Consider the following 18,622-nt stretch of genomic DNA (forward strand, 5'->3'; position numbering starts at 1 on the left):
GTTAGCAACGCCTAATTACAGCTCGACGCAGTCGAACCGTACGTCGGTCGCCACATCGGCGTCGTAGTCAACATCCTGACGCTCGAAACCGAACAGGTTGAGGAACTGCTTCTTGTAACCGGCGTAGTCGGTCATTTCGAACAGGTTCTCGGTGGTCACCTGCGGCCACAGGGCCTTGCAGGCATCCTGTACGTCGTCACGCAGTTCCCAGTCGTCCAGGCGCAGGCGGCCTTTCTCGTCCAGCTGCGCCGGGGCACCGTCCGCACGGTACATACGGTCACGGAACATGCGATCCAGTTGATCCTGGGTCCCTTCGTGAACGCCCTTTTCCTGCATGATCTTGAAGACCATCGACAGGTACAGCGGCATTACCGGAATGGCCGAGCTGGCCTGGGTAACCACCGACTTGAGCACCGCCACGTTGGCGCTGCCACCGACCTTTTTGCTCAGGCGCAGGGCAGTTTCGTCCAGGTCCTGCTTGGCCTTGCCCAGGGCACCGTGCCAGTAGATCGGCCAGGTGATCTCGGTGCCGATGTAGCTGAAGGCCACGGTGCGCGCTTGCGGCGCCAGAACACCGGCGGCGTTCAGGGCGTCGATCCACAGCTCCCAGTCCTGGCCGCCCATGACGGTGACGGTGTCGGCAATTTCCTGTTCGCTAGCCGGCTCGATGGACGCCTCAATGATGGTGTCCTTGTTGGTGTCGATGGCGGTCGACTTGTACGGCTGGCCGATTGGCTTGAGCGCCGAGCGAACCAGCTCGCCTGCGCGCTCACCGGCCGAGGCAGGCAGTTTGCGCACTGGCGAGGCCAGCGAGTAGATCACCAGGTCGACCTGGCCGCCCATTTCGTTCTTGATCAGCTCGATGACCTTGGCCCGCGCTTCGTCAGAGAAGGCATCGCCATTGATCGACTTGCTGTACAGGCCTTCGGCCTTGGCGAACTTGTCGAAGGCGGCAGCGTTGTACCAGCCCGCGGTGCCGGCCTTGGTTTCAGTACCCGGTTTTTCGAAGAACACGCCCAGGGTGTCGGCCTTGAAACCGAACGCTGCGGTGATGCGCGCTGCCAGGCCGTAGCCGCTGGATGCACCGATCACCAGTACTTTTTTCGGACCATCCTCGCGCACGCCCAGCTTGCGGGTGGCTTCGATCTGATCACGTACGTTCAGCTCGCAACCGGTCGGGTGCGTAGTGGTGCAGATAAAACCGCGGACTTTGGGATGGATGATGGCCAATGTCTGTACCTCGTCAGTGAATTTGCTGAGGGAGCCGAATCGCGTGGACTCGAGGTTCCGTTTGCTGTGAGGGTGAGACTACACCCGCAGCGTTGCCGACACATCCGGCTCCCTGGAATCCTGCAGGGCGCTACTTTGTCACAGCGCGGAAAACTTCAGCAACCGCTGATCTCAGACCCGGAACGCACCGATCAGACGCTTGAGTTCCAGCACCTGGGTCGACAGCTGGCGGCTGGCGTCCTCGGTCTGGTGCGCGCCCTGGGTGGTGTTTTCCGCCGCCCGGTTGATCTCGACGATGTTCTGGTCGATGTCATGGGCCACCGCCGTCTGCTGCTCCACTGCGGCGGCGATCTGCTGGTTCTGGTCGACGATACTGCCGATGGCGCCAAGGATGTTCTCCAGCGCCTGCTGCACCTGTTGCGACTCGCCGACGGTGCCCGAGGCCATCTGATGGCTGCTGTCCATGGCCTTGACGGCAGCCCCTACCCCGCCTTGCAGGCGCGAGATCATCTGCTCGATCTCCTCGGTGGAGTGCTGGGTGCGCTTGGCCAGGGTCCGCACTTCATCGGCGACCACGGCAAAGCCACGGCCCTGCTCACCCGCCCGGGCCGCTTCGATAGCAGCGTTGAGGGCCAGCAGGTTGGTCTGCTCGGCGATGCTCTTGATCACCTCCAGCACCCGGCTGATGGCCTTGCTGTCGCTGGCCAGCTGGTTGATCACCGCCACCGACTGGTCGATTTCGCCGGCCAGGCGGGCGATATTGCCCTGCTGAGTTTGCACCAGGCCGCGGCCGCTGACGGTTTCGCGGTTGACGCCGTGGGCGCTGCTGACTGCCGCCGCGGCGCTGCGCGCTACCTCCTGGGCGGTGGCCGACATCTGGTTCATGGCCGTGGCCACCTGTTCGATCTGCCCACGCTGGCCGCTGACCGCCTGGTTGCTGCGCGCCGACACCGCGTGCACCTGCTCGGCCTGGCGCTCGACCTCGGCGACGGTGTGGCCGACCTGTTCGATCAGGTCATGAATGCGCCGCACGGTGCCGTTGAATAACTGGCCCAACTCGCCCAGCTCATCGCGGCTGCTGGCCTGGAAGTTCACCGTCATGTCACCGGCAGCGACCTTGTCCATCACCGCGCCGAGGCTTTTGAGGGTGTTGCGGGTCGAGGCGTAGAAGCCGCTGTAGAGGTAGACAATCAGCAGGAACACCGCGGCCAGCGCGCAGACCTGCAGGATCATGTGCGAGCGGTGTTCCGCCAGGCGTTGCTCGAGCTGGTGGCCGAGGAACTCGCCGACGGCGCTGTTGAGCGTGTAGGTCTGCTCGATCAAACCGCTGAACTGCTTGTAGAACCCCGGCCAGGGCGCGTCGAGGGTGTCGGCGACCACGACCTGCTCCTCGATCAGTTCACTGGCCTGCTTGAGCGACGCCTGGCTGCTGCTGGCCAGGCTGCCCAGCCGCGCTTGCGCGCCGGGCTCGATAGCCAGCGCTTCATCCAGGCGGATAGCGTAGTCGGCGCCGAGTTTTTCCAGTTTCTGCAGCAGGTCATCGAAGCGTGCGCTGGACGCCGAATTGACAAAGCCCTGGCCCAGCGAATACGAGCCGATCGCCCGTCCCTCGCCGAGGGTCTGGGTCACCTGCGCAGTGACCGTGGTCATCAGTTCACTGAGCTGGCGAATCGCCGAGTCACTGTCCTGGCTGAGCCCGGCCTGGCTGGCAACCACTTTGCTGAGCACCTGGGCCTGGCCCAGCAGCTTGTCGAAAAACGCCACCTTGCTGGACAGCGAAGACTCGCCCTGGGCCGCCTTGAGGGTCTCGAGCATCTCGCTGCGCTTGTCATCAAAAGCCTTGACCTGTGCTTCATCGCCGCTCATTGCCGCCAAGGCGGACAGGCGCCGCTGCACCTGTTGCTCGACGCCGGCTATCTGCGTCTCGAGATCCGCGGCCTTGCCCGATTGGCCGAGCACGGCATTGATCTGCACCAGGTTGCCGAGGGCTTCCACCTCGCCGCGCAGGGCCAGGCTGCTGGCCAGCAACTCCAGGCTCTGCAGCTCGGTGCGGGTGGCGTGGAACTGCGCATAGGAATCGCGGACCAGGTAATAGTTGGTCACCAGCATGGGCAGGAAAAACAGAATACTGATCAGGCTGAACTTCATCCCGAAGCTCAGTCGGTTCATCAACGCGATGGCCGGATACAACAGGCTGTTCACAGGTGGCGCCCTCCGATTCTTATTGTTCTGCGCACAGTGGCACAAGGCCACTGAGTGTATTCAGCAGCACCTGTATAGCGCATATCGGATCGGGGGTTTGTAACTTAAGGTTAACCGGCTGCGGAGCGACCAACGGCCGCTCCGTCACGACTCTTAGCCAAGCACGGTCCACAGGGCGAAACAGGCGTACCAGAGCACTGCCGAGCGCAGCAGCAACTCCCACAGGTTATCCAGCCCGAGCAGACCATCGGGGCCTGCCGACGTGCTGGCCGGCAAATCACCGGCTACACGGCCAACTGTGCTGATCAAGCCGGCGGCACTGATGTGCCAGTTGAGCAGTTCGTGCAGCATCACCCGGCTGACCGCGACGAAGTTGCCAACCAGGGCAAAACTCACGCCCAACACCCGGACCGGCGCCCAGTCAAAGGCGTGGCGCAGTTGCAAGGCATGCTCGCGCAACGCAGGGGTGCGCCCATGTTCGGCGGTCAGCGCCAATAGTCGATAGGCCAGGGCAGCCGCCGGGCCGAGCAGGAAGTACCAGAAAATCACCGCGAAAAAGCTCTGGTAGGCCTGCCACAACAGGTTGCCCTGCACCCGCTCCAGCAATGCCTGGGCATCGTCGGCGGTCAGGCCCAGGTCGCGCTCGGCGACATGCACCGCCGCTTGCTCGTCACCACGGCGCCAGGCATCGCGAAACGGTCCTTGCGCGGCCTTGATGTCGCCACGACCGAGGCTGTAGATCAGCACCAGCAAGTGCACCGGCAAGGCCAGCAAACCGTAGGCCACCGGCTCCAGCACGTGCAGCAGCAAGGCCAGCAGGCCCACCGGCAGCAACACCAGGATGCCCAACACCCACCAGGGGTGGCGTCTGCCGTCACGCTCCAGGCGCGCAAGCTCGGTGACGAAAAAACCGTCGCGTTGCAGGCGCTGGCGCAGGGCCGAGAACTTCTCGAACCACAGCACCAGCAACAGCACCAGAAAACTCATGGGTGTTCCTCCTTGTCCTTGAGGCCGGCGCGGTAGCGCGGCCAGTCAAATGCATCACCAGGGTCGGTCTTGCGTCCCGGGGCAATGTCGCTGTGGCCCTGAATCCGTTCAGTGCCAATGGCTGGCCAGGCAGCCTGGATCTGCCGGGTCAATGTTTGTAGCGCCTGATACTGGGCATCGGTGAAAGGCAATTCATCAGTGCCTTCAAGCTCGATACCGATGGAAAAGTCGTTGCATGCCTCACGCCCGTCGAAACAGGACACTCCGGCATGCCAGGCGCGGTCCAGACAAGAGACAAACTGAGTGACCTTGCCGTCACGTTCGATGAGAAAGTGCGCCGACACGCGCAGGTGCTGGATACCTTCGAAATACGGGTGTTCGCTGGCATCCAGGCGGTTCTGGAAAAATTCCTGGACCTTGCCGGTACCGAACTGTGCTGGCGGCAGGCTGATGTTGTGGATAACCAGCAGGGAGATGACTTCGCCCTCGGCGCGGGCATTGCAGTTGGGCGAGGGACAGTGGCAAACGCCGGCGAACCAGCCAGTAGCGCGGTCCAGTTGCATAGAAAATCCTGAGACACGGGGGCACTGGCTCAGTATGCCCCGTGGTGACGCGGGATGCATCGTTAAAACGCGCAGGAAACTAGCGTGCCTGCGCCTGGCGTAACTGGCTGAGCACAGAGTCCAGGGCCCGGTCGAACAGCAGGGTGTCGTCCAGCTGGCGCACATGCCCGCGGCGCAAGGCCACGGCCAGGGCCATGCGCGACCATTCGCGGACCTTGAGGCCGGTACGGTTGACGAAGATGAAACGGTCGGTGCTGTCGATCTGGGCAATCAGCTTGCAGCGCTGCACCTCGTCTTCATCGAGCAGCTCGACCCAGGCACCGATGCGCAGGCGCTCGACCTGCAGCAATGCCGGGTCGTCATCGGCCAGGCGTACCTGGGCTGCTTGCGGCTCGCCGGCCTCAGGCGCGCGCAGGACGATTTCATCAAGCACCAGCACCCGCTCGCTGACGTCGTTGGGCACCACCCGCCCACCGACCACCGGCGTATCGAACATTTGCACATGGAGAATTTCAAGCTGGGCAAAGAATTCGCTGGTGGCAAACGGATCGAACGCGGCGCTGGCCAGGCCATCGCGCAAGGCCTTGAGCAGGCCCGGCACCAGCTCCAGCAGGCGCAGGCGCGCTACGTCTTCAGTGTGCGGTTGCACGCTCCAGATCAGCTCATCCATGGTCTCCAGGGCTTCGAGCCACTGGCTGGAGGTGTCGCCATGCTTGAGGCAGGCCAGCAACAGCACCTGGCTCCAGGCCTCTTCAAGCAAGCGCACAACCACCCGCGGCAGCGAGCGGCCGAGCAGGCGCCGGTTGAGCTCCTGCTGCACCCGCTGACGGGCCAAGGCGGTACGTGCGCGGCCTTCTTCAGCGTCGCGGGTGCGTTGTTCGAGCAGCTCATTGCGACGTCGCTCATCACTGCTGAAGGCGAGAAATTCGGCGAGCAGTTCGGAAAATATCGCCGGGTCGTCGACAAAGTCGCTGAGCAGGCGCTGGACGATTTTTTCTACCCGCAGGTACAGGCTGTCGCGCTGGCAATCATCGCTGGCGCCCCAGCCCATGGCCGCCGTGGCGATTTCGTTGAGCAGGCGCCGGGCCGGATGGCTGCTGCGGCTGAAAAAACTCTTGTCGAGGACCGCGACCTTGAGCATCGGGATTTGCATGCGGCCGATCAGGGCGCGCAGTGAACGCGGCAGGTTGCGATCGGCGAGGATGAACTCGAAGAGCATGGCGATCAGGTTGATGACATCTTCGTCGACCACCTCGATCTTGCGGTAGGTGCCGCTCTTTACGCTGACCCGGGTCAGCAACTGTTCAAGCTGCTGGTGCAGGTCGAAGTCATCGGTCTGCGCTGTCGGCGGCACGTAATGCTGCAGGTGCGAAAGCAGGCGCAACAGGTCACGGGTGCTGATCGCCTGGACCTGCTCACAGGCCTCCAGGCGCGGGGCAACTCGCCCGCGCACCGGCGACAGCAGCGCCTGCAACGAGGCAAATACCGCCTGGCCGTTGGCATCCAGCGGATCACTGGGCGATTGCTGGTCGGTTGTGCTGGCCGCAGCCTCGCGCTCAGCCGGCGGGCGGTCCTGGGCGCGGCGTCGCGGCACGGCCTTGAGTTCGGGCAACACGCCGGTGGCAATCAGCAACTGGTTGGCCTCGCCGTACAACTGGTCGGCATCGTGCAGCACATAGCGCTCAAACAATTTGAGGATGATCAGCTTGACCTTGATGCCCACGCCCAGGCTGCGCCCGGCGCGCAAAAAATAATCGCACAGCATCGCCGGGCCCAGCGGGTTGCGCGGATCGTCCAGGGCCTGGCCGACCAGGGCGCTGAAGCGCAAGGTCAACTGGTTGAGGGCGATACCGTCGCGGGCCAGCACCCGCGCGACCATGGCATCCAGGGCCACGGTACGTTCCAGCTCGTCATTGGCCACCAGCGCCAGGCGGTCGTAGCCATGGCTGTGCAGGGCCGGCAGGGCCTCGGGCTGGCCGATCTGCACGAACGCTTCATAGAAATGGTCGAGGTAACCGCGCTCGATGTTCTTGCGCTTGAGGCGCAGGTCGCGCATGGCTTCGAAAAGGATGTTCTGTTCAACGTTGCTCGCGGCCTTGTCGGCCATCTCGAACAGGGTGTCGTCGGCGTTGTCGAACAACGCCTGCAGGCCCTGGCGCAGTTGCAGCGCGGCCTTGTCACGTACCTGCAGAAGCACCACCGGCAGACGAGCGAGGGGCGCTGTGTGCGCCTGATCGGTGATGGCCTTGATCGGCACCACCTTCCCGTCGTTGTGCATCCTGGTCTCCTTGCAGGTTCGATTTTGAGCTTTTTAGCGGTCGTCAAAGCTATGACGCCAAATACAAGGCGCATTATCGAGTAAAAACCTCCTGCTCGCCAGTGCGCACATGCCGCTGCTGATAGACCGGTGCCCGGACAAAAAGCTCAGTTGGCCTGACCAAAGGTCAAGCTTTGGCCGCCACTACAGTGTTTGCTGCAAGCGCGGGCTGCCCTGCCCTATAATCGCCAGCACTTAGCTTGTGGAGCCCGCCATGCCGAATTTACGCCTCGCCGACCTGACCGCCGAAATCGAAGCCAACGTGCGCCGTGCGTTGCTTGAAGACATCGGCAGTGGCGACATCACCGCCCAGTTGATCCCGGCCGAGCGCCTGGCCAAGGCCACCATCATTACCCGCGATGACTGCGTGATTGCCGGCACGGCCTGGGTCGACGCGGTGTTCCGCCAACTCGACCCACGGGTTGCGGTGCACTGGCAGGTCGCTGATGGCGAGCGCGCCAGCGCCAACCAGGTACTGTTCCACCTCGAAGGCCCGGCCCGATCCTTGCTCAGTGGCGAGCGCTCGGCGCTTAACTTCCTGCAGATGCTCTCAGGCGTCGCCAGCCACGCGCAGTTCCTCGCCGACAAGGTCGCCGACACCCAGGTCAAACTGCTCGACACCCGCAAGACCCTGCCCGGCCTGCGCCTGGCGCAAAAGTACGCGGTCACCTGCGGCGGCTGCCATAACCACCGCATCGGCCTCTACGACGCCTTCCTGATCAAGGAAAACCACATCGCCGCCAGCGGTGGCATCGCCCAGGCGATCAGCGCCGCGCACCGCATTGCCCCGGGCAAGCCGGTAGAAATCGAGGTCGAAAGCCTGGATGAGCTCAAAGAAGCGCTGGAAGCGGGCGCCGACATCATCATGCTCGATGAACTGAGCCTGGACGACATGCGCGAAGCGGTGCGCCTGAATGCCGGCAAGGCCAAGCTGGAAGCCAGCGGCGGGGTGACGGAAAGCACCTTGCGGGTGATCGCTGAAACGGGTGTCGACTACATCTCCATCGGAGCGATGACCAAGGATGTGAAGGCGGTGGACCTGTCCATGCGCCTGAGCCTCTGAGGCAGAATGCAGAGACAAAAAAACCGGCCATCAGGCCGGTTTTTTTGTTCACCATCAAACCTGTCAGAGCGCTGCGTTCTGCAGCCCATCCAGGTAACGCTCGACATCCAGCGCGGCCATGCAGCCGGCACCGGCCGAGGTGATGGCCTGGCGGTACACGTGGTCAGCCACGTCACCGGCAGCGAACACACCTTCAACGTTGGTCGCGGTGGCGTTGCCGTCACGGCCACCGTTGACTACCAGGTAGCCGTCTTTCAAGGTCAATTGGCCTTCGAACAGCGAGGTGTTCGGGGTGTGACCAATGGCGATGAACACGCCGTCGACCTTGATTTCGTCGAAGCTGCCGTCGTTGTTCTTCAGGCGCGCACCGGTGACGCCCATGTCGTCGCCCAGCACTTCGTCCAGGGTGGCATTGAGTTTCAGCTCGATCTTGCCTTCGGCCACGCGGGCGTTGAGCTTGTCGATGAGGATCTTCTCGGCACGGAAGGTCTCGCGGCGGTGAACCAGGGTGACCTTGCTGGCGATGTTGGCCAGGTACAGGGCTTCCTCGACGGCGGTGTTGCCACCACCGACCACGGCGACCGGCTTGTTGCGGTAGAAGAAACCGTCGCAGGTCGCGCAGGCGGAAACGCCTTTGCCCATGAACGCTTCTTCCGATGGCAGGCCCAGGTAGCGAGCGCTGGCGCCGGTGGCGATGATCAGTGCGTCGCAGGTGTAGGTGGCGCTGTCGCCCTTGAGGGTGTACGGCTTGCTGGCCAGGTCAACGGCGTTGATGTGGTCGAACACCACTTCGGTTTCGAAACGCTCGGCGTGTTCCTGCATGCGTTGCATCAGCGCCGGGCCGGTCAGGCCGTGGGCGTCGCCCGGCCAGTTGTCGACTTCGGTGGTGGTGGTCAGCTGGCCGCCGGCCTGCATGCCGGTGATCAGCAGCGGCTTGAGGTTGGCGCGCGCGGCATAGACGGCGGCGCTGTAACCGGCAGGGCCGGAACCGAGGATGATCACTCGCGAATGGCGTACTTCAGACATGTCACACTCCTGTCGAGCTGGCACTTGCTGGCCAGCATCGTTTTGCCGGGATCGCCGGCTGGAATAAAAAAGAACCTGCGAAGCACTTGGGGAAGGCTTTGGGTCGCAGGTCCTGAAAAGCGTTAAGCCACAGCCTTACAGGCTGGCAGCGTTTTCGGCCAGGTAGTCGGCAACGCCCTTGGCGTCGGCCTTCATGCCTTTCTGGCCCTTGCGCCAGCCGGCCGGGCAGACCTCACCGTGCTGTTCGGTGAACTGCAGGGCTTCGACCAGGCGGATCATCTCGTCGACTTCACGGCCCAGCGGCAGGTTGTTGACCACCTGGTGCTGGACAACGCCTTGCTGGTCGATCAGGAACGAGGCACGCAGGGCCACGCCGTCATCGTGCTCGATACCGTAGGCACGGGTGATCTCGTGCTTGACGTCGGCGACCATGGTGAACTCGACCGCGCCGATACCGCCCTTCTCCACCGGCGTGCTGCGCCAGGCGTGGTGGGTGAACTGCGAGTCGATGGAAACACCGACCACTTCCACACCCAGCTCGCGGAACTTGTCCATGCGGTTGTTGTGAGCAATGATTTCCGACGGGCAGACAAAGGTGAAGTCCAGCGGCCAGAAGAACAGCACGACGTACTTGCCGCGCAGGGAAGAAAGCTTGAAGCTGTCGACGATCGAACCGTCGCCCAACACTGCCGCCGCGTCGAAATCAGGGGCTTGCTTGTTGACCAGAATGCTCATGGAAACTCCTTGAAAGTCAGAATTCGAAGGCGTTGAAAAGATGTGCGCACTTTAGCGAGGTGGCAGAGATTAAGGAAATATCCTTAGACAATCCACCTTATAGGCCGGCTCTATTCATCAGCAAAGGCGCGCGCGGTTTATCTATGAGCCCTGGCCGAAGATGCTGCCGAGGTTTTGTTACAGCCCGTTTCTCGCTCTGCGCCGCGCTTTCGCCCGTCGCGCAAACTCGGTAAGGTCAGCGCGTTTGCCTTTACCCGGAGCCTTCCCTTATATGCAAGCCCCTGTCCTCTCTGGCCCACAGTACCTGCGTGAAGGGCTGAAACTGGTCCTGAGCCCGAGCCTGCGCCTGTTCGTGTTGCTGCCGCTGGCAGTCAACCTGCTGCTGTTCGTTGGCCTGATCTACCTGGCCGGCCACCAGTTCAGCCTCTGGGTCGACTCGCTGATGCCCAGCCTGCCGAGCTGGCTGAGCTTTCTCAACTACGTGCTGTGGCCGCTGTTCGTGGTGCTGGTGGGGCTGATGGTGTTCTTCACCTTCACCATGCTGGCCAACATCATTGCCGCGCCGTTCAATGGTTTCCTGGCGGAAAAGGTCGAAGTGGTGGTGCGCGGTACCGATGACTTTCCGGCCTTCAGCTGGGCCGAACTCACCGCCATGGTGCCCCGTACCCTGGGCCGCGAAGCGCGCAAGCTGGGCTACTTCCTGCCACGGGCGATCGGTCTGTTCATCCTCTCGCTGATCCCGGTGGTGAACATCATCGCCGCGCCGCTGTGGCTGCTGTTCGGGATCTGGATGATGGCCATCCAGTACATCGACTACCCGGCCGACAACCACAAGATGAGCTGGCAGGACATGCTCGCCTGGCTGCGCGAAAAGCGCTGGCAGAGCCTGGGTTTTGGTGGCTCGGTGTACCTGGTGCTGCTGGTGCCGTTTCTCAACATCCTGATGATGCCGGCAGCAGTGGCTGGCGCCACGCTGTTCTGGGTCCGCGAGCGTACCTGAAGCAGCGCCGCGTAGCCGCCCGGCTACGCGGCACTACCATCAGCTCGACAGCTGGTTGGAAAACTGCCCTACCGCGTTGACCACCTTCTGTGCACCGTCCTGAATCTCGACGATCACCGTGCCGGTCTGCCCGGCCAGTGACAGGCCCTGCTCGGCCTGGCGCTTGCTGCTGTCGATGATGTCCACCGCCGCCTTGGCCAGTTGTTCGTTCTGCTGCACCACCCGGGCGATTTCCTCGGTGGCGGTGCTGGTGCGCGAGGCCAGTTGCCGGACCTCGTCGGCGACCACGGCAAAGCCGCGGCCCTGCTCACCGGCACGTGCGGCCTCGATGGCGGCGTTGAGGGCCAGCAGGTTGGTCTGCCCGGCAATGTCGCTGATGGTCTTGATGATCGAGCCGATCACCTGCGACTGCTTGTCCAGCGCCTCGATGCCTTCGGCAGCCTCCTGCATGTAAGTTTCCAGGCCGCGCATGACGTCAACGGTCTGGGTCACCACTTCGGTGGCCTTGCGCGCACAGGCGTCGGTTTCCAGCGAGGTGGTGTAGGCAATGTCGGCGGCCTGGGCCACGGCCGTTTCCTGGTTGACCTGATCGGTGATCACGGTGGCGAACTTGACCACTTTGTAGAGCACGTCGTGGGCATCGATGATCGGGTTGTAAGACGCCTCCAGCCACACCACGCGGCCATGGGCATCAATGCGCTTGAAGCGTTCGGCGACGAATTCACCACGGCGCAGCTTGTCCCAGAACGCGTGATAGCCCACCGAGTTGTACTCTTCCGGCTCGCAGAACAGACGGTGATGCTTGCCCACCACCTGGTCGAGCTTGTAGCCCATGGTCTGCAGGAAGCGCTCGTTGGCGGCCAGCACCTCACCGTTGAGGTTGAACTCGATCACCGCCGTGGAGCGCATCAGCGCCTTGATCAGGCTCTCGTGCTCGCGGGAGGTTTCGATGGTGCGGGTCAGGTCGCTGGAGTGCAGGGTGAAATACTTGATGCGCCCTTCGCTGTTTTTCACCGGCTGCAGGATCGAGCGCAGCCAGGCCTCTTCGCCATTGCCCCGCAGCAGGCGGAAAGCACCATTGAGATGCTCGCTACGGGCAATGGCGTGCTTCATGCGCTGGTAAAAGTCGAGTTGCTTGACGTGCGCCGGGACGATTTCCTCGATGTTGCGGCCAATCAGTTGATGGCTGCTGTAGAGCATCTCTTTTTCGAAATTGCTGTTGACCGATTCGATGCGCCCCTGCGGATCGAGCTGCAGCACCAGCATCTCACTGTCGAGGCTGCACTTTACTTGCTCCACTGATTGCAGTTCTTCGCGCAGCCGGAGGATTTCTTGCTTGAGTTTGCTGTTGAACATGACGCTCTCCCGGAGCGAAATCAGTCATTCGAATGCTTCTGCATCGGCTGGCGGACCTGCAATCTTGAGTCACTTGCTGGGAAATATTTGCGCACCTGTAATCGCCAGTAATCAGGCGTCATCGATCTGTCATTTTGCGGTCATAGAGCGGCAATCGGCACGGTCGAAACTGGCTTCATGAGCACACCGCCCCTGCATGTCACCCTGATCAGCGAAACCTTCCCACCCGAGATCAACGGCGTGGCCAACACCCTTGGCCGCCTCAGCGATGGCTTGCGATCGCGCGGCCATCGGGTCGAGTTGGTGCGCCCGCGGCAAGCGGCCGAACTGCCCTCGGCCAGCGACGACAACCTGCTGCTGTGCCGCGGCTGGCCGTTGCCGGGGTACCCGGGTTTGCAATGGGGCCAGGTGTCGATGCACAAGCTGCTGCGCCGCTGGCGCCGGCAGCGCCCGGACGTACTGTACATTGCCACCGAAGGCCCGCTGGGCCTGAGCGCCCTGCGCGCGGCGCGGCGCCTGGGGATCGCCGTGGTCAGCGGTTTTCACACCAATTTCCAGCAGTACTCCAGCGAATACGGCCTGGGCCTGCTGGCGCGCCTGCTGACCCACTACTTGCGCTGGTTCCATCGACACACCCACAGCACCCTGGTGCCCAGCCCAAGCCAGCGCCTGGAGCTGGAACGGCGAGGCTTCGACAACCTCAGCCTGATGGCCCGGGGAGTCGATAGCCAGTTGTTCAACCCGGCGCGGCGCAGCCAGGCGCTGCGTGAGCAATGGGGGGTGGGCGCCGATGATATTGCCCTGTTGCATGTCGGACGCCTGGCCGCCGAGAAGAACCTAGGTTTGCTGCAACCTTGCCTGGACGCCCTGCAACAGCAGTATCCGCAACGGCGCATCAAATTGATCGTGGTCGGTGACGGGCCGCAACGCAGCGTGCTCGAACAACGCCTGCCGGGCGCAATATTCTGCGGCGCCCAGCGCGGCGAAAGCCTGGCTGAACACTATGCATCAGGGGATATTTTTGTGTTTCCCAGCCTGACCGAAACCTTCGGCAACGTCGTGCTAGAAGCCTTGGCCTCAGGCCTGGGTGTGGTTGCCTACGATCAAGCCGCGGCAGCCCAGCACATTCGCCACGGGCATAGCGGTGCGCTGGCCATGCCGGGGGATGCAGCAGCCTTTATCGATGCCGCCTGCTGGTTGCTGGAAGAGCCGGAAACTCTGCGCCGGGTGCGCCTCAATGCCCGCCAGCACGCCAGCCGCCAAGGCTGGCCGGCGATTGTCGAACAGTTCGAAGCGCACCTGCAGGCAGCCTGTCGCCAGGACCAGGGCAGCATTGCGCGCCCAGGCCCGGCGACGCTTGCGATCAAACCAGGGTCGTCAACGCCTCACGGCTGAACGGCAGGATGTCTTGCTCGCGGCCATCGCGCACCTTGGCGGCCCACTCCGGGTCGACCAGCAGCGCCCGGCCCACCGCCACCAGGTCGAACTCATCGTTGTTCAGGCGCTTGAGCAGGTTCTCAAGGCTGGCCGGTTGCGCCACCTTGTCGGTCGCCACCATGAACTGCAGGAACTCGCCATCCAGGCCAACGCTGCCGACGGTGATGGTCGGCTTGCCGGTGAGCTGGCGGGTCCAGCCGGCCAGGTTGAGGTCCGAACCTTCGAACTCCGGCTCCCAGAAGCGCCGGGTCGAGCAGTGGAAGATATCCACACCGGCGTCTACCAATGGCTGCAGGAAGGCGCCGAGGGCCTCGGCGCTCTGTACCAGGCGGGCGCTGTAGTCCTGCTGCTTCCACTGCGAAAAGCGGAAAATGATCGGGAATTCCGGGCCCACCGCCGCACGCACCGCCTGGATCAGTTCGATGGCAAAACGCGAACGGCCAGCCAGGTCGCCGCCGTACTCATCCGTGCGCTGGTTGCTGGCCTCCCAGAAGAACTGGTCGATCAGGTAGCCGTGGGCACCGTGGATCTCGACGCCATCCATGCCGATGGCCTGGGCATCGCGAGCGGCCTGGGCAAACGCCTCGATCACTTCGCGGATATCGGCCTTGCTCATGCCGTGCACCACAACCTGGCCATCCTTGAGCTTCTCGCTCGGGCCATAACCCGGCACGCTGGCGTCCGGCTCGGTGCCCAGGCGGCGCACGCTGCCCACGTGCCAGAGCTGCGGCACGATGCGCCCGCCTTCGGCGTGCACGGCATCGACGACATTCTTCCAGCCAGCCAGGGCGTCGTCGCCGTAAAAACGCGGCACATTCGGGTAGCCGTTGGCAGCCTGGTGACCGACGGTGGTGCCTTCGGTGATGATCAGCCCAACGCCGGCAGCGGAGCGGCGGCGGTAGTACTCGACCACTTGTGCGTGGGGCACGCCGCCGGGGCAGAAGGTGCGGGTCATCGGTGCCATGACCACGCGGCTTGGCAGCTCGAGGGCGCCCAATTGGAAGGGTTTGAACAGTGCGGTGGCGGACATGCGGCGCTCCTGGGAAGAGGGAATGCGCCTGAGGATAGGGTGAGCCGTTCGGGTGGCCCAGTACTATTGATCTGGGTGATTAAACAGCATCGCGGGGCTAGCCCCGCGATCAACCGATCAGGCCAAGGCCTTCTCGATCGCCTGCACCACCACCGGATCATCCGGCGCGGTACGCGGCGAGAAGCGCGCCAATACCCGGCCGTCCTTGCCAACCAGAAACTTCTCGAAATTCCAGGTGATATCGCCAGGGAACTCGGCACCTTCACCGGCCAGCAAACGGTACAACTGATGGCGGTCATGACCATTGACCTCCAGCTTGCTGCCCAACGGAAAGGTCACGCCGTAATTCAGGCTGCAGAACTTCTGGATTTCTTCTTCAGTGCCCGGCTCCTGCCCGGCAAACTGGTTGCACGGCAGGCCCAGTACGCTGAAGCCTTTGCCCTTGTACTGCTGATAGAGGTTTTCCAGTGCCGCGTACTGCGGGGTCAGGCCACACTTGGAGGCGACATTGACCACCAGCACCACCTGGCCCTTGAACGGCGCCAGAGGCAACTCCTGGCCATCCAGTGCCTGCAACTTCAGGTCGTGAAATGCACTCATGACGTACTCCCCTTTCCAGATCCCGGTTGTCGCTGCGGGCTGCAATCAATAAAACCAGCCCATTAAAAAGGCGCCCTGCCAAGCCGTCTTCCCCTGCTGGAGTGCGACGGACTTGCCCGGGCGCCTTCGCGACTCTCTGAGCTTAGCGCAGAAAATCAGTGGTGATGGCCACCTTCGCCATGGATGTGGCGATGAGCGATTTCTTCTTCGCTGGCATCACGAACATCGACGACCTTGACCTTGAAGTTCAGGCGCTGGCCAGCCAGTGGGTGGTTGCCATCAACGGTGACGTCCTCGCCGTCCAGGTCGCGAATGGTGACGATCTGCATCTGGCCATCCGGCGCCGAAGCGTGGAACTGCATGCCCACTTCCAGCTCGTCGACACCTTCGAACATGCTGCGGTTCAGGGTGCTGACCAGCTCGGCCAGGTATTCGCCGTAGGCGTCTTCCGGCTCGACGGCAACGTCCAGCTCGTCACCGGTGGTTTTGCCTTCCAGGGCTTTTTCCAGGCCCGGGATGATGTTGCCTGCGCCATGCAGGTAGACCAGCGGAGCGCCGCCGGCGGAGCTGTCGATGACCTCACCAGCGTCGTTGGTGAGGGTATAGTCGATGGAGACAGCCTTGTTGGCGGCGATCAGCATGGGGCGAGACCTTTTGCATAAGAATGTAGAACGAACAAGTGTAACCAAGGCATCGCCTGAAAGCGAACGCAACCCGGACAAACGGGTTGCCGGATACTTCAGCCAGGTGCTGGGTTTCCATCAGGACGAGGACGGCCACTGGGTGGTCGAGCTGTCGTGCGGACACACCCAGCACCTGCGCCATCAACCGCCCTGGCAATCACGCAGCTGGGTGCTCGACCCCGAGCAACGCCAGCAACGCATCGGCCAGGCATTTGCCTGTGGCTGGTGCGCTCAGGGGGCCGATAGCGCTACCCTTGGCAATTGATTCTTTGCACAGCTCATTTCGAGAAGCTCGCATGCAGACATTTTTTATCGCGCCGACCGACTTTGGGGTCGGCCTGACTTCGATCAGCCTGGGCCTGGTGCGCACCCTGGAGCGCGCCGGCCTCAAGGTCGGCTTCTTCAAGCCGATCGCCCAGCCGCACCCGGGCGATACCGGCCCGGAACGCTCCACCGAACTGGTTGCCCGCACCCATGGCCTGAAGCCGCCCCAGCCGCTGAGCCTGGCCCATGTCGAGCGCATGCTCGGCGATGGCCAGCTGGATGAACTGCTCGAGGAGATCATCACCCTGTACCAGCAGGCCTGCGTCGGCAAGGACGTGGTAGTGGTCGAAGGCATGGTCCCGACCCGCCACGCCAGCTACGCCGCGCGGGTCAACCTGCACCTGGCCAAGAGCCTGGATGCCGAGGTGATCCTGGTCTCGGCGCCGGAAAACGAAGTGCTCACCGAGCTGTCCGGGCGCGTCGAGCTGCAGGCCCAGTTGTTCGGCGGCCCGCGCGACCCGAAAGTGCTTGGGGTGATCCTCAACAAGGTGCGCACCGACGAAGACATGAACGCCTTCGCCGCGCGCCTGACCGAGCATTCGCCGCTGCTGCGTGGCGGCGACTTCCGCCTGCTCGGCTGCATCCCGTTCCAGGCCGGCCTCAACGACCCGCGCACCCGCGACGTCGCCGAGCTGCTCGGTGCCCAGGTGCTCAACGCCGGTGACTACGAAACCCGGCGCATGAACAAGATCATCATCTGTGCCCGGACCGTGGCCAACACCGTGCCGCTGCTCAAGCCCGGCACCCTGGTGGTGACCCCGGGTGATCGCGACGACATCATCCTCGCCGTGAGCCTGGCGGCGATCAACGGCGTACCGCTGGCCGGCCTGCTGCTGACCAGCGACAGCAAGCCCGACCCGCGCATCCTCGAACTGTGCCAGGGCGCGCTGCTGGCCGGCTTGCCGATCCTTTCGGTGAGCACCGGCTCCTACGACACCGCCAACCAGCTCAATGGCCTGAACAAGGAAATCCCGGTGGATGACCGTGAGCGCGCCGAGCTGATCACCGATTTCGTCGCCAGCTACCTGGACGCCGACTGGCTGCACCAGCGCTGCGGCACCCCGCGCGAACTGCGCCTGTCACCAGCGGTGTTTCGCTACCAGTTGATCCAGCGCGCCCAGCAGGCCAACAAACGCATCGTCCTGCCCGAAGGCGCAGAACCGATGACCGTGCAGGCCGCCGCCATCTGCCAGGCTCGCGGCATCGCCCGCTGCGTGTTACTGGCCAAGCCCGACGACGTCCAGGCCGTGGCCCGCGCCCAGGGCATCACCTTGCCCGAGGGCCTGGAGATTCTTGACCCGGACCTGATCCGCGAGCGCTACGTCGAGCCAATGGTCAGCCTGCGCAAGAGCAAAAGCCTCAATGCACCGATGGCCGAGCAACAACTGGAAGACCCGGTGGTGATCGGCACCATGATGCTCGCCCTGGACGAGGTCGACGGCCTGGTCTCGGGCCTGGTGCACTCCACCGCCAACACCATCCGCCCGGCCCTGCAACTGATCAAGACCGCCCCCGGCTGCAGCCTGGTGTCATCGGTGTTCTTCATGCTTTTTCCCGAGCAGGTGCTGGTGTACGGCGACTGCGTGATGAACCCGCACCCGACGGCCAATGAACTGGCGGAAATCGCCCTGCAGAGCGCCGATTCCGCCGCAGCCTTCGGCATTGCCCCGCGGGTGGCGATGATCAGCTACTCCAGCGGTGATTCGGCCACTGGCGAAGAGGTCGAGAAGGTCCGCGAAGCCACCCTGCTGGCCCAGGAAACCCAGCGCGGCCTGCTGATCGACGGCCCGTTGCAATACGATGCCGCCGCCAACCTGGAGATCGCCCGGCAACTGGCGCCCAACAGCCAGGTGGCTGGCCGCGCCACGGTATTCGTGTTCCCCGACCTGAACACCGGCAACACCACCCACAAGGCCGTCCAGCGCAGTGCCGATTGCGTCAGCCTGGGGCCGATGCTGCAAGGCCTGCGCAAGCCGGTCAACGACCTGCCGCGCGGCGCCCAGGTCGACGACATCGTCTACACCATCGCCCTGACCGCCATTCAGGCCAACCGCTCACTGGATAGTTGA

16 protein-coding genes and 2 pseudogenes are annotated in these 18,622 nt (G+C 63.3%); 5 read left to right on the top strand and 13 right to left on the bottom strand.

The window, feature by feature from the left end:
* Window positions 1-15: 15 nt before the first annotated feature.
* From fabV to JYG36_RS23195, 6 genes and pseudogenes are all read right to left on the bottom strand, one after another.
* Window positions 16-1,230 (bottom strand): enoyl-ACP reductase FabV, encoded by a 1,215-nt coding sequence (fabV, locus tag JYG36_RS23175; protein ID WP_213602410.1) that lies wholly within the window; start codon window positions 1,228-1,230, stop codon window positions 16-18.
* A 171-nt stretch (window positions 1,231-1,401) separates the two neighbouring features.
* Window positions 1,402-2,331, bottom strand: a complete 930-nt coding sequence (locus tag JYG36_RS26875; protein WP_502937521.1) for a methyl-accepting chemotaxis protein — start codon at window positions 2,329-2,331, stop codon at window positions 1,402-1,404.
* Window positions 2,305-3,399 (bottom strand): annotated as a pseudogene (locus JYG36_RS26880) (methyl-accepting chemotaxis protein); the annotation flags it as partial. The gene JYG36_RS26875 and the pseudogene JYG36_RS26880, both read right to left, overlap by 27 nt.
* Window positions 3,400-3,585: 186 nt before the next feature.
* Window positions 3,586-4,419, bottom strand: coding sequence for a regulatory signaling modulator protein AmpE (ampE, locus tag JYG36_RS23185; protein WP_045196081.1), 834 nt, complete (start codon window positions 4,417-4,419; stop codon window positions 3,586-3,588).
* Complete coding sequence (ampD, locus tag JYG36_RS23190; protein WP_093387983.1) at window positions 4,416-4,982, bottom strand: 1,6-anhydro-N-acetylmuramyl-L-alanine amidase AmpD; 567 nt, start codon at window positions 4,980-4,982, stop codon at window positions 4,416-4,418. The genes ampE and ampD overlap by 4 nt, the downstream gene beginning before the upstream one ends.
* 79 nt (window positions 4,983-5,061) lie before the next feature.
* Window positions 5,062-7,260 (bottom strand): DUF1631 domain-containing protein, encoded by a 2,199-nt coding sequence (locus JYG36_RS23195; protein ID WP_213602414.1) that lies wholly within the window; start codon window positions 7,258-7,260, stop codon window positions 5,062-5,064.
* A gap of 253 nt (window positions 7,261-7,513) precedes the next feature.
* On the opposite strand from JYG36_RS23195, the gene nadC reads away from it, so the two are divergent.
* Entirely contained in the window at window positions 7,514-8,362 is an 849-nt protein-coding gene (nadC, locus tag JYG36_RS23200; protein WP_045196075.1) for a carboxylating nicotinate-nucleotide diphosphorylase, read from the top strand.
* Between the two features lie 63 nt (window positions 8,363-8,425).
* Here the strand turns inward: nadC and trxB are convergent, their stop codons facing one another.
* Both trxB and JYG36_RS23210 read right to left on the bottom strand, forming a co-directional pair.
* Entirely contained in the window at window positions 8,426-9,388 is a 963-nt protein-coding gene (gene trxB / locus JYG36_RS23205; protein ID WP_045196073.1) for a thioredoxin-disulfide reductase, read from the bottom strand.
* A 135-nt stretch (window positions 9,389-9,523) separates the two neighbouring features.
* Window positions 9,524-10,123, bottom strand: a complete 600-nt coding sequence (locus tag JYG36_RS23210) for a peroxiredoxin (RefSeq protein ID WP_038993853.1) — start codon at window positions 10,121-10,123, stop codon at window positions 9,524-9,526.
* 271 nt (window positions 10,124-10,394) lie between these two features.
* Between JYG36_RS23210 and cysZ the strand changes: the two genes are divergently transcribed.
* On the top strand, window positions 10,395-11,123 hold the full coding sequence (gene cysZ / locus JYG36_RS23215) for a sulfate transporter CysZ (RefSeq protein WP_045196071.1): 729 nt from the start codon (window positions 10,395-10,397) through the stop codon (window positions 11,121-11,123).
* A 39-nt stretch (window positions 11,124-11,162) separates the two neighbouring features.
* On the opposite strand, the gene JYG36_RS26885 is transcribed toward cysZ, so the two are convergent.
* Entirely contained in the window at window positions 11,163-11,594 is a 432-nt protein-coding gene (locus JYG36_RS26885) for a methyl-accepting chemotaxis protein (protein ID WP_401289976.1), read from the bottom strand.
* A 159-nt stretch (window positions 11,595-11,753) separates the two neighbouring features.
* Window positions 11,754-12,479: pseudogene (locus JYG36_RS26890) on the bottom strand (PAS domain-containing protein); the annotation flags it as partial.
* A 177-nt stretch (window positions 12,480-12,656) separates the two neighbouring features.
* Here JYG36_RS26890 and JYG36_RS23225 point away from each other — a divergent pair.
* Entirely contained in the window at window positions 12,657-13,874 is a 1,218-nt protein-coding gene (locus JYG36_RS23225; protein ID WP_213602416.1) for a glycosyltransferase family 4 protein, read from the top strand.
* On the opposite strand, the gene JYG36_RS23230 is transcribed toward JYG36_RS23225, so the two are convergent.
* The 3 genes from JYG36_RS23230 to JYG36_RS23240 all read right to left on the bottom strand — a co-directional run bounded on the left by JYG36_RS23230 (window position 13,843) and on the right by JYG36_RS23240 (window position 16,187).
* Window positions 13,843-14,946 carry an NADH:flavin oxidoreductase gene (locus tag JYG36_RS23230; RefSeq protein WP_213602418.1) on the bottom strand — a complete coding sequence of 368 codons (1,104 nt, stop codon included), beginning with the start codon at window positions 14,944-14,946 and terminating at the stop codon, window positions 13,843-13,845. The genes JYG36_RS23225 and JYG36_RS23230 overlap by 32 nt on opposite strands.
* 117 nt (window positions 14,947-15,063) lie before the next feature.
* On the bottom strand, window positions 15,064-15,546 hold the full coding sequence (locus JYG36_RS23235; RefSeq protein ID WP_213602420.1) for a glutathione peroxidase: 483 nt from the start codon (window positions 15,544-15,546) through the stop codon (window positions 15,064-15,066).
* A 155-nt stretch (window positions 15,547-15,701) separates the two neighbouring features.
* Window positions 15,702-16,187, bottom strand: coding sequence for an FKBP-type peptidyl-prolyl cis-trans isomerase (locus JYG36_RS23240; RefSeq protein WP_213602422.1), 486 nt, complete (start codon window positions 16,185-16,187; stop codon window positions 15,702-15,704).
* Between JYG36_RS23240 and JYG36_RS23245 the strand changes: the two genes are divergently transcribed.
* Both JYG36_RS23245 and pta read left to right on the top strand, forming a co-directional pair.
* Window positions 16,156-16,494 carry a DUF3565 domain-containing protein gene (locus tag JYG36_RS23245; protein WP_082075423.1) on the top strand — a complete coding sequence of 113 codons (339 nt, stop codon included), beginning with the start codon at window positions 16,156-16,158 and terminating at the stop codon, window positions 16,492-16,494. The two genes, JYG36_RS23240 and JYG36_RS23245, sit on opposite strands and share 32 nt — an antisense overlap.
* Before the next feature lie 31 nt (window positions 16,495-16,525).
* Window positions 16,526-18,622 carry a phosphate acetyltransferase gene (pta, locus tag JYG36_RS23250; protein WP_045196057.1) on the top strand — a complete coding sequence of 699 codons (2,097 nt, stop codon included), beginning with the start codon at window positions 16,526-16,528 and terminating at the stop codon, window positions 18,620-18,622.

The sequence above is a fragment of the Pseudomonas sp. SORT22 genome (assembly GCF_018417635.1).
Taxonomy (GTDB): Bacteria; Pseudomonadota; Gammaproteobacteria; order Pseudomonadales; family Pseudomonadaceae; genus Aquipseudomonas.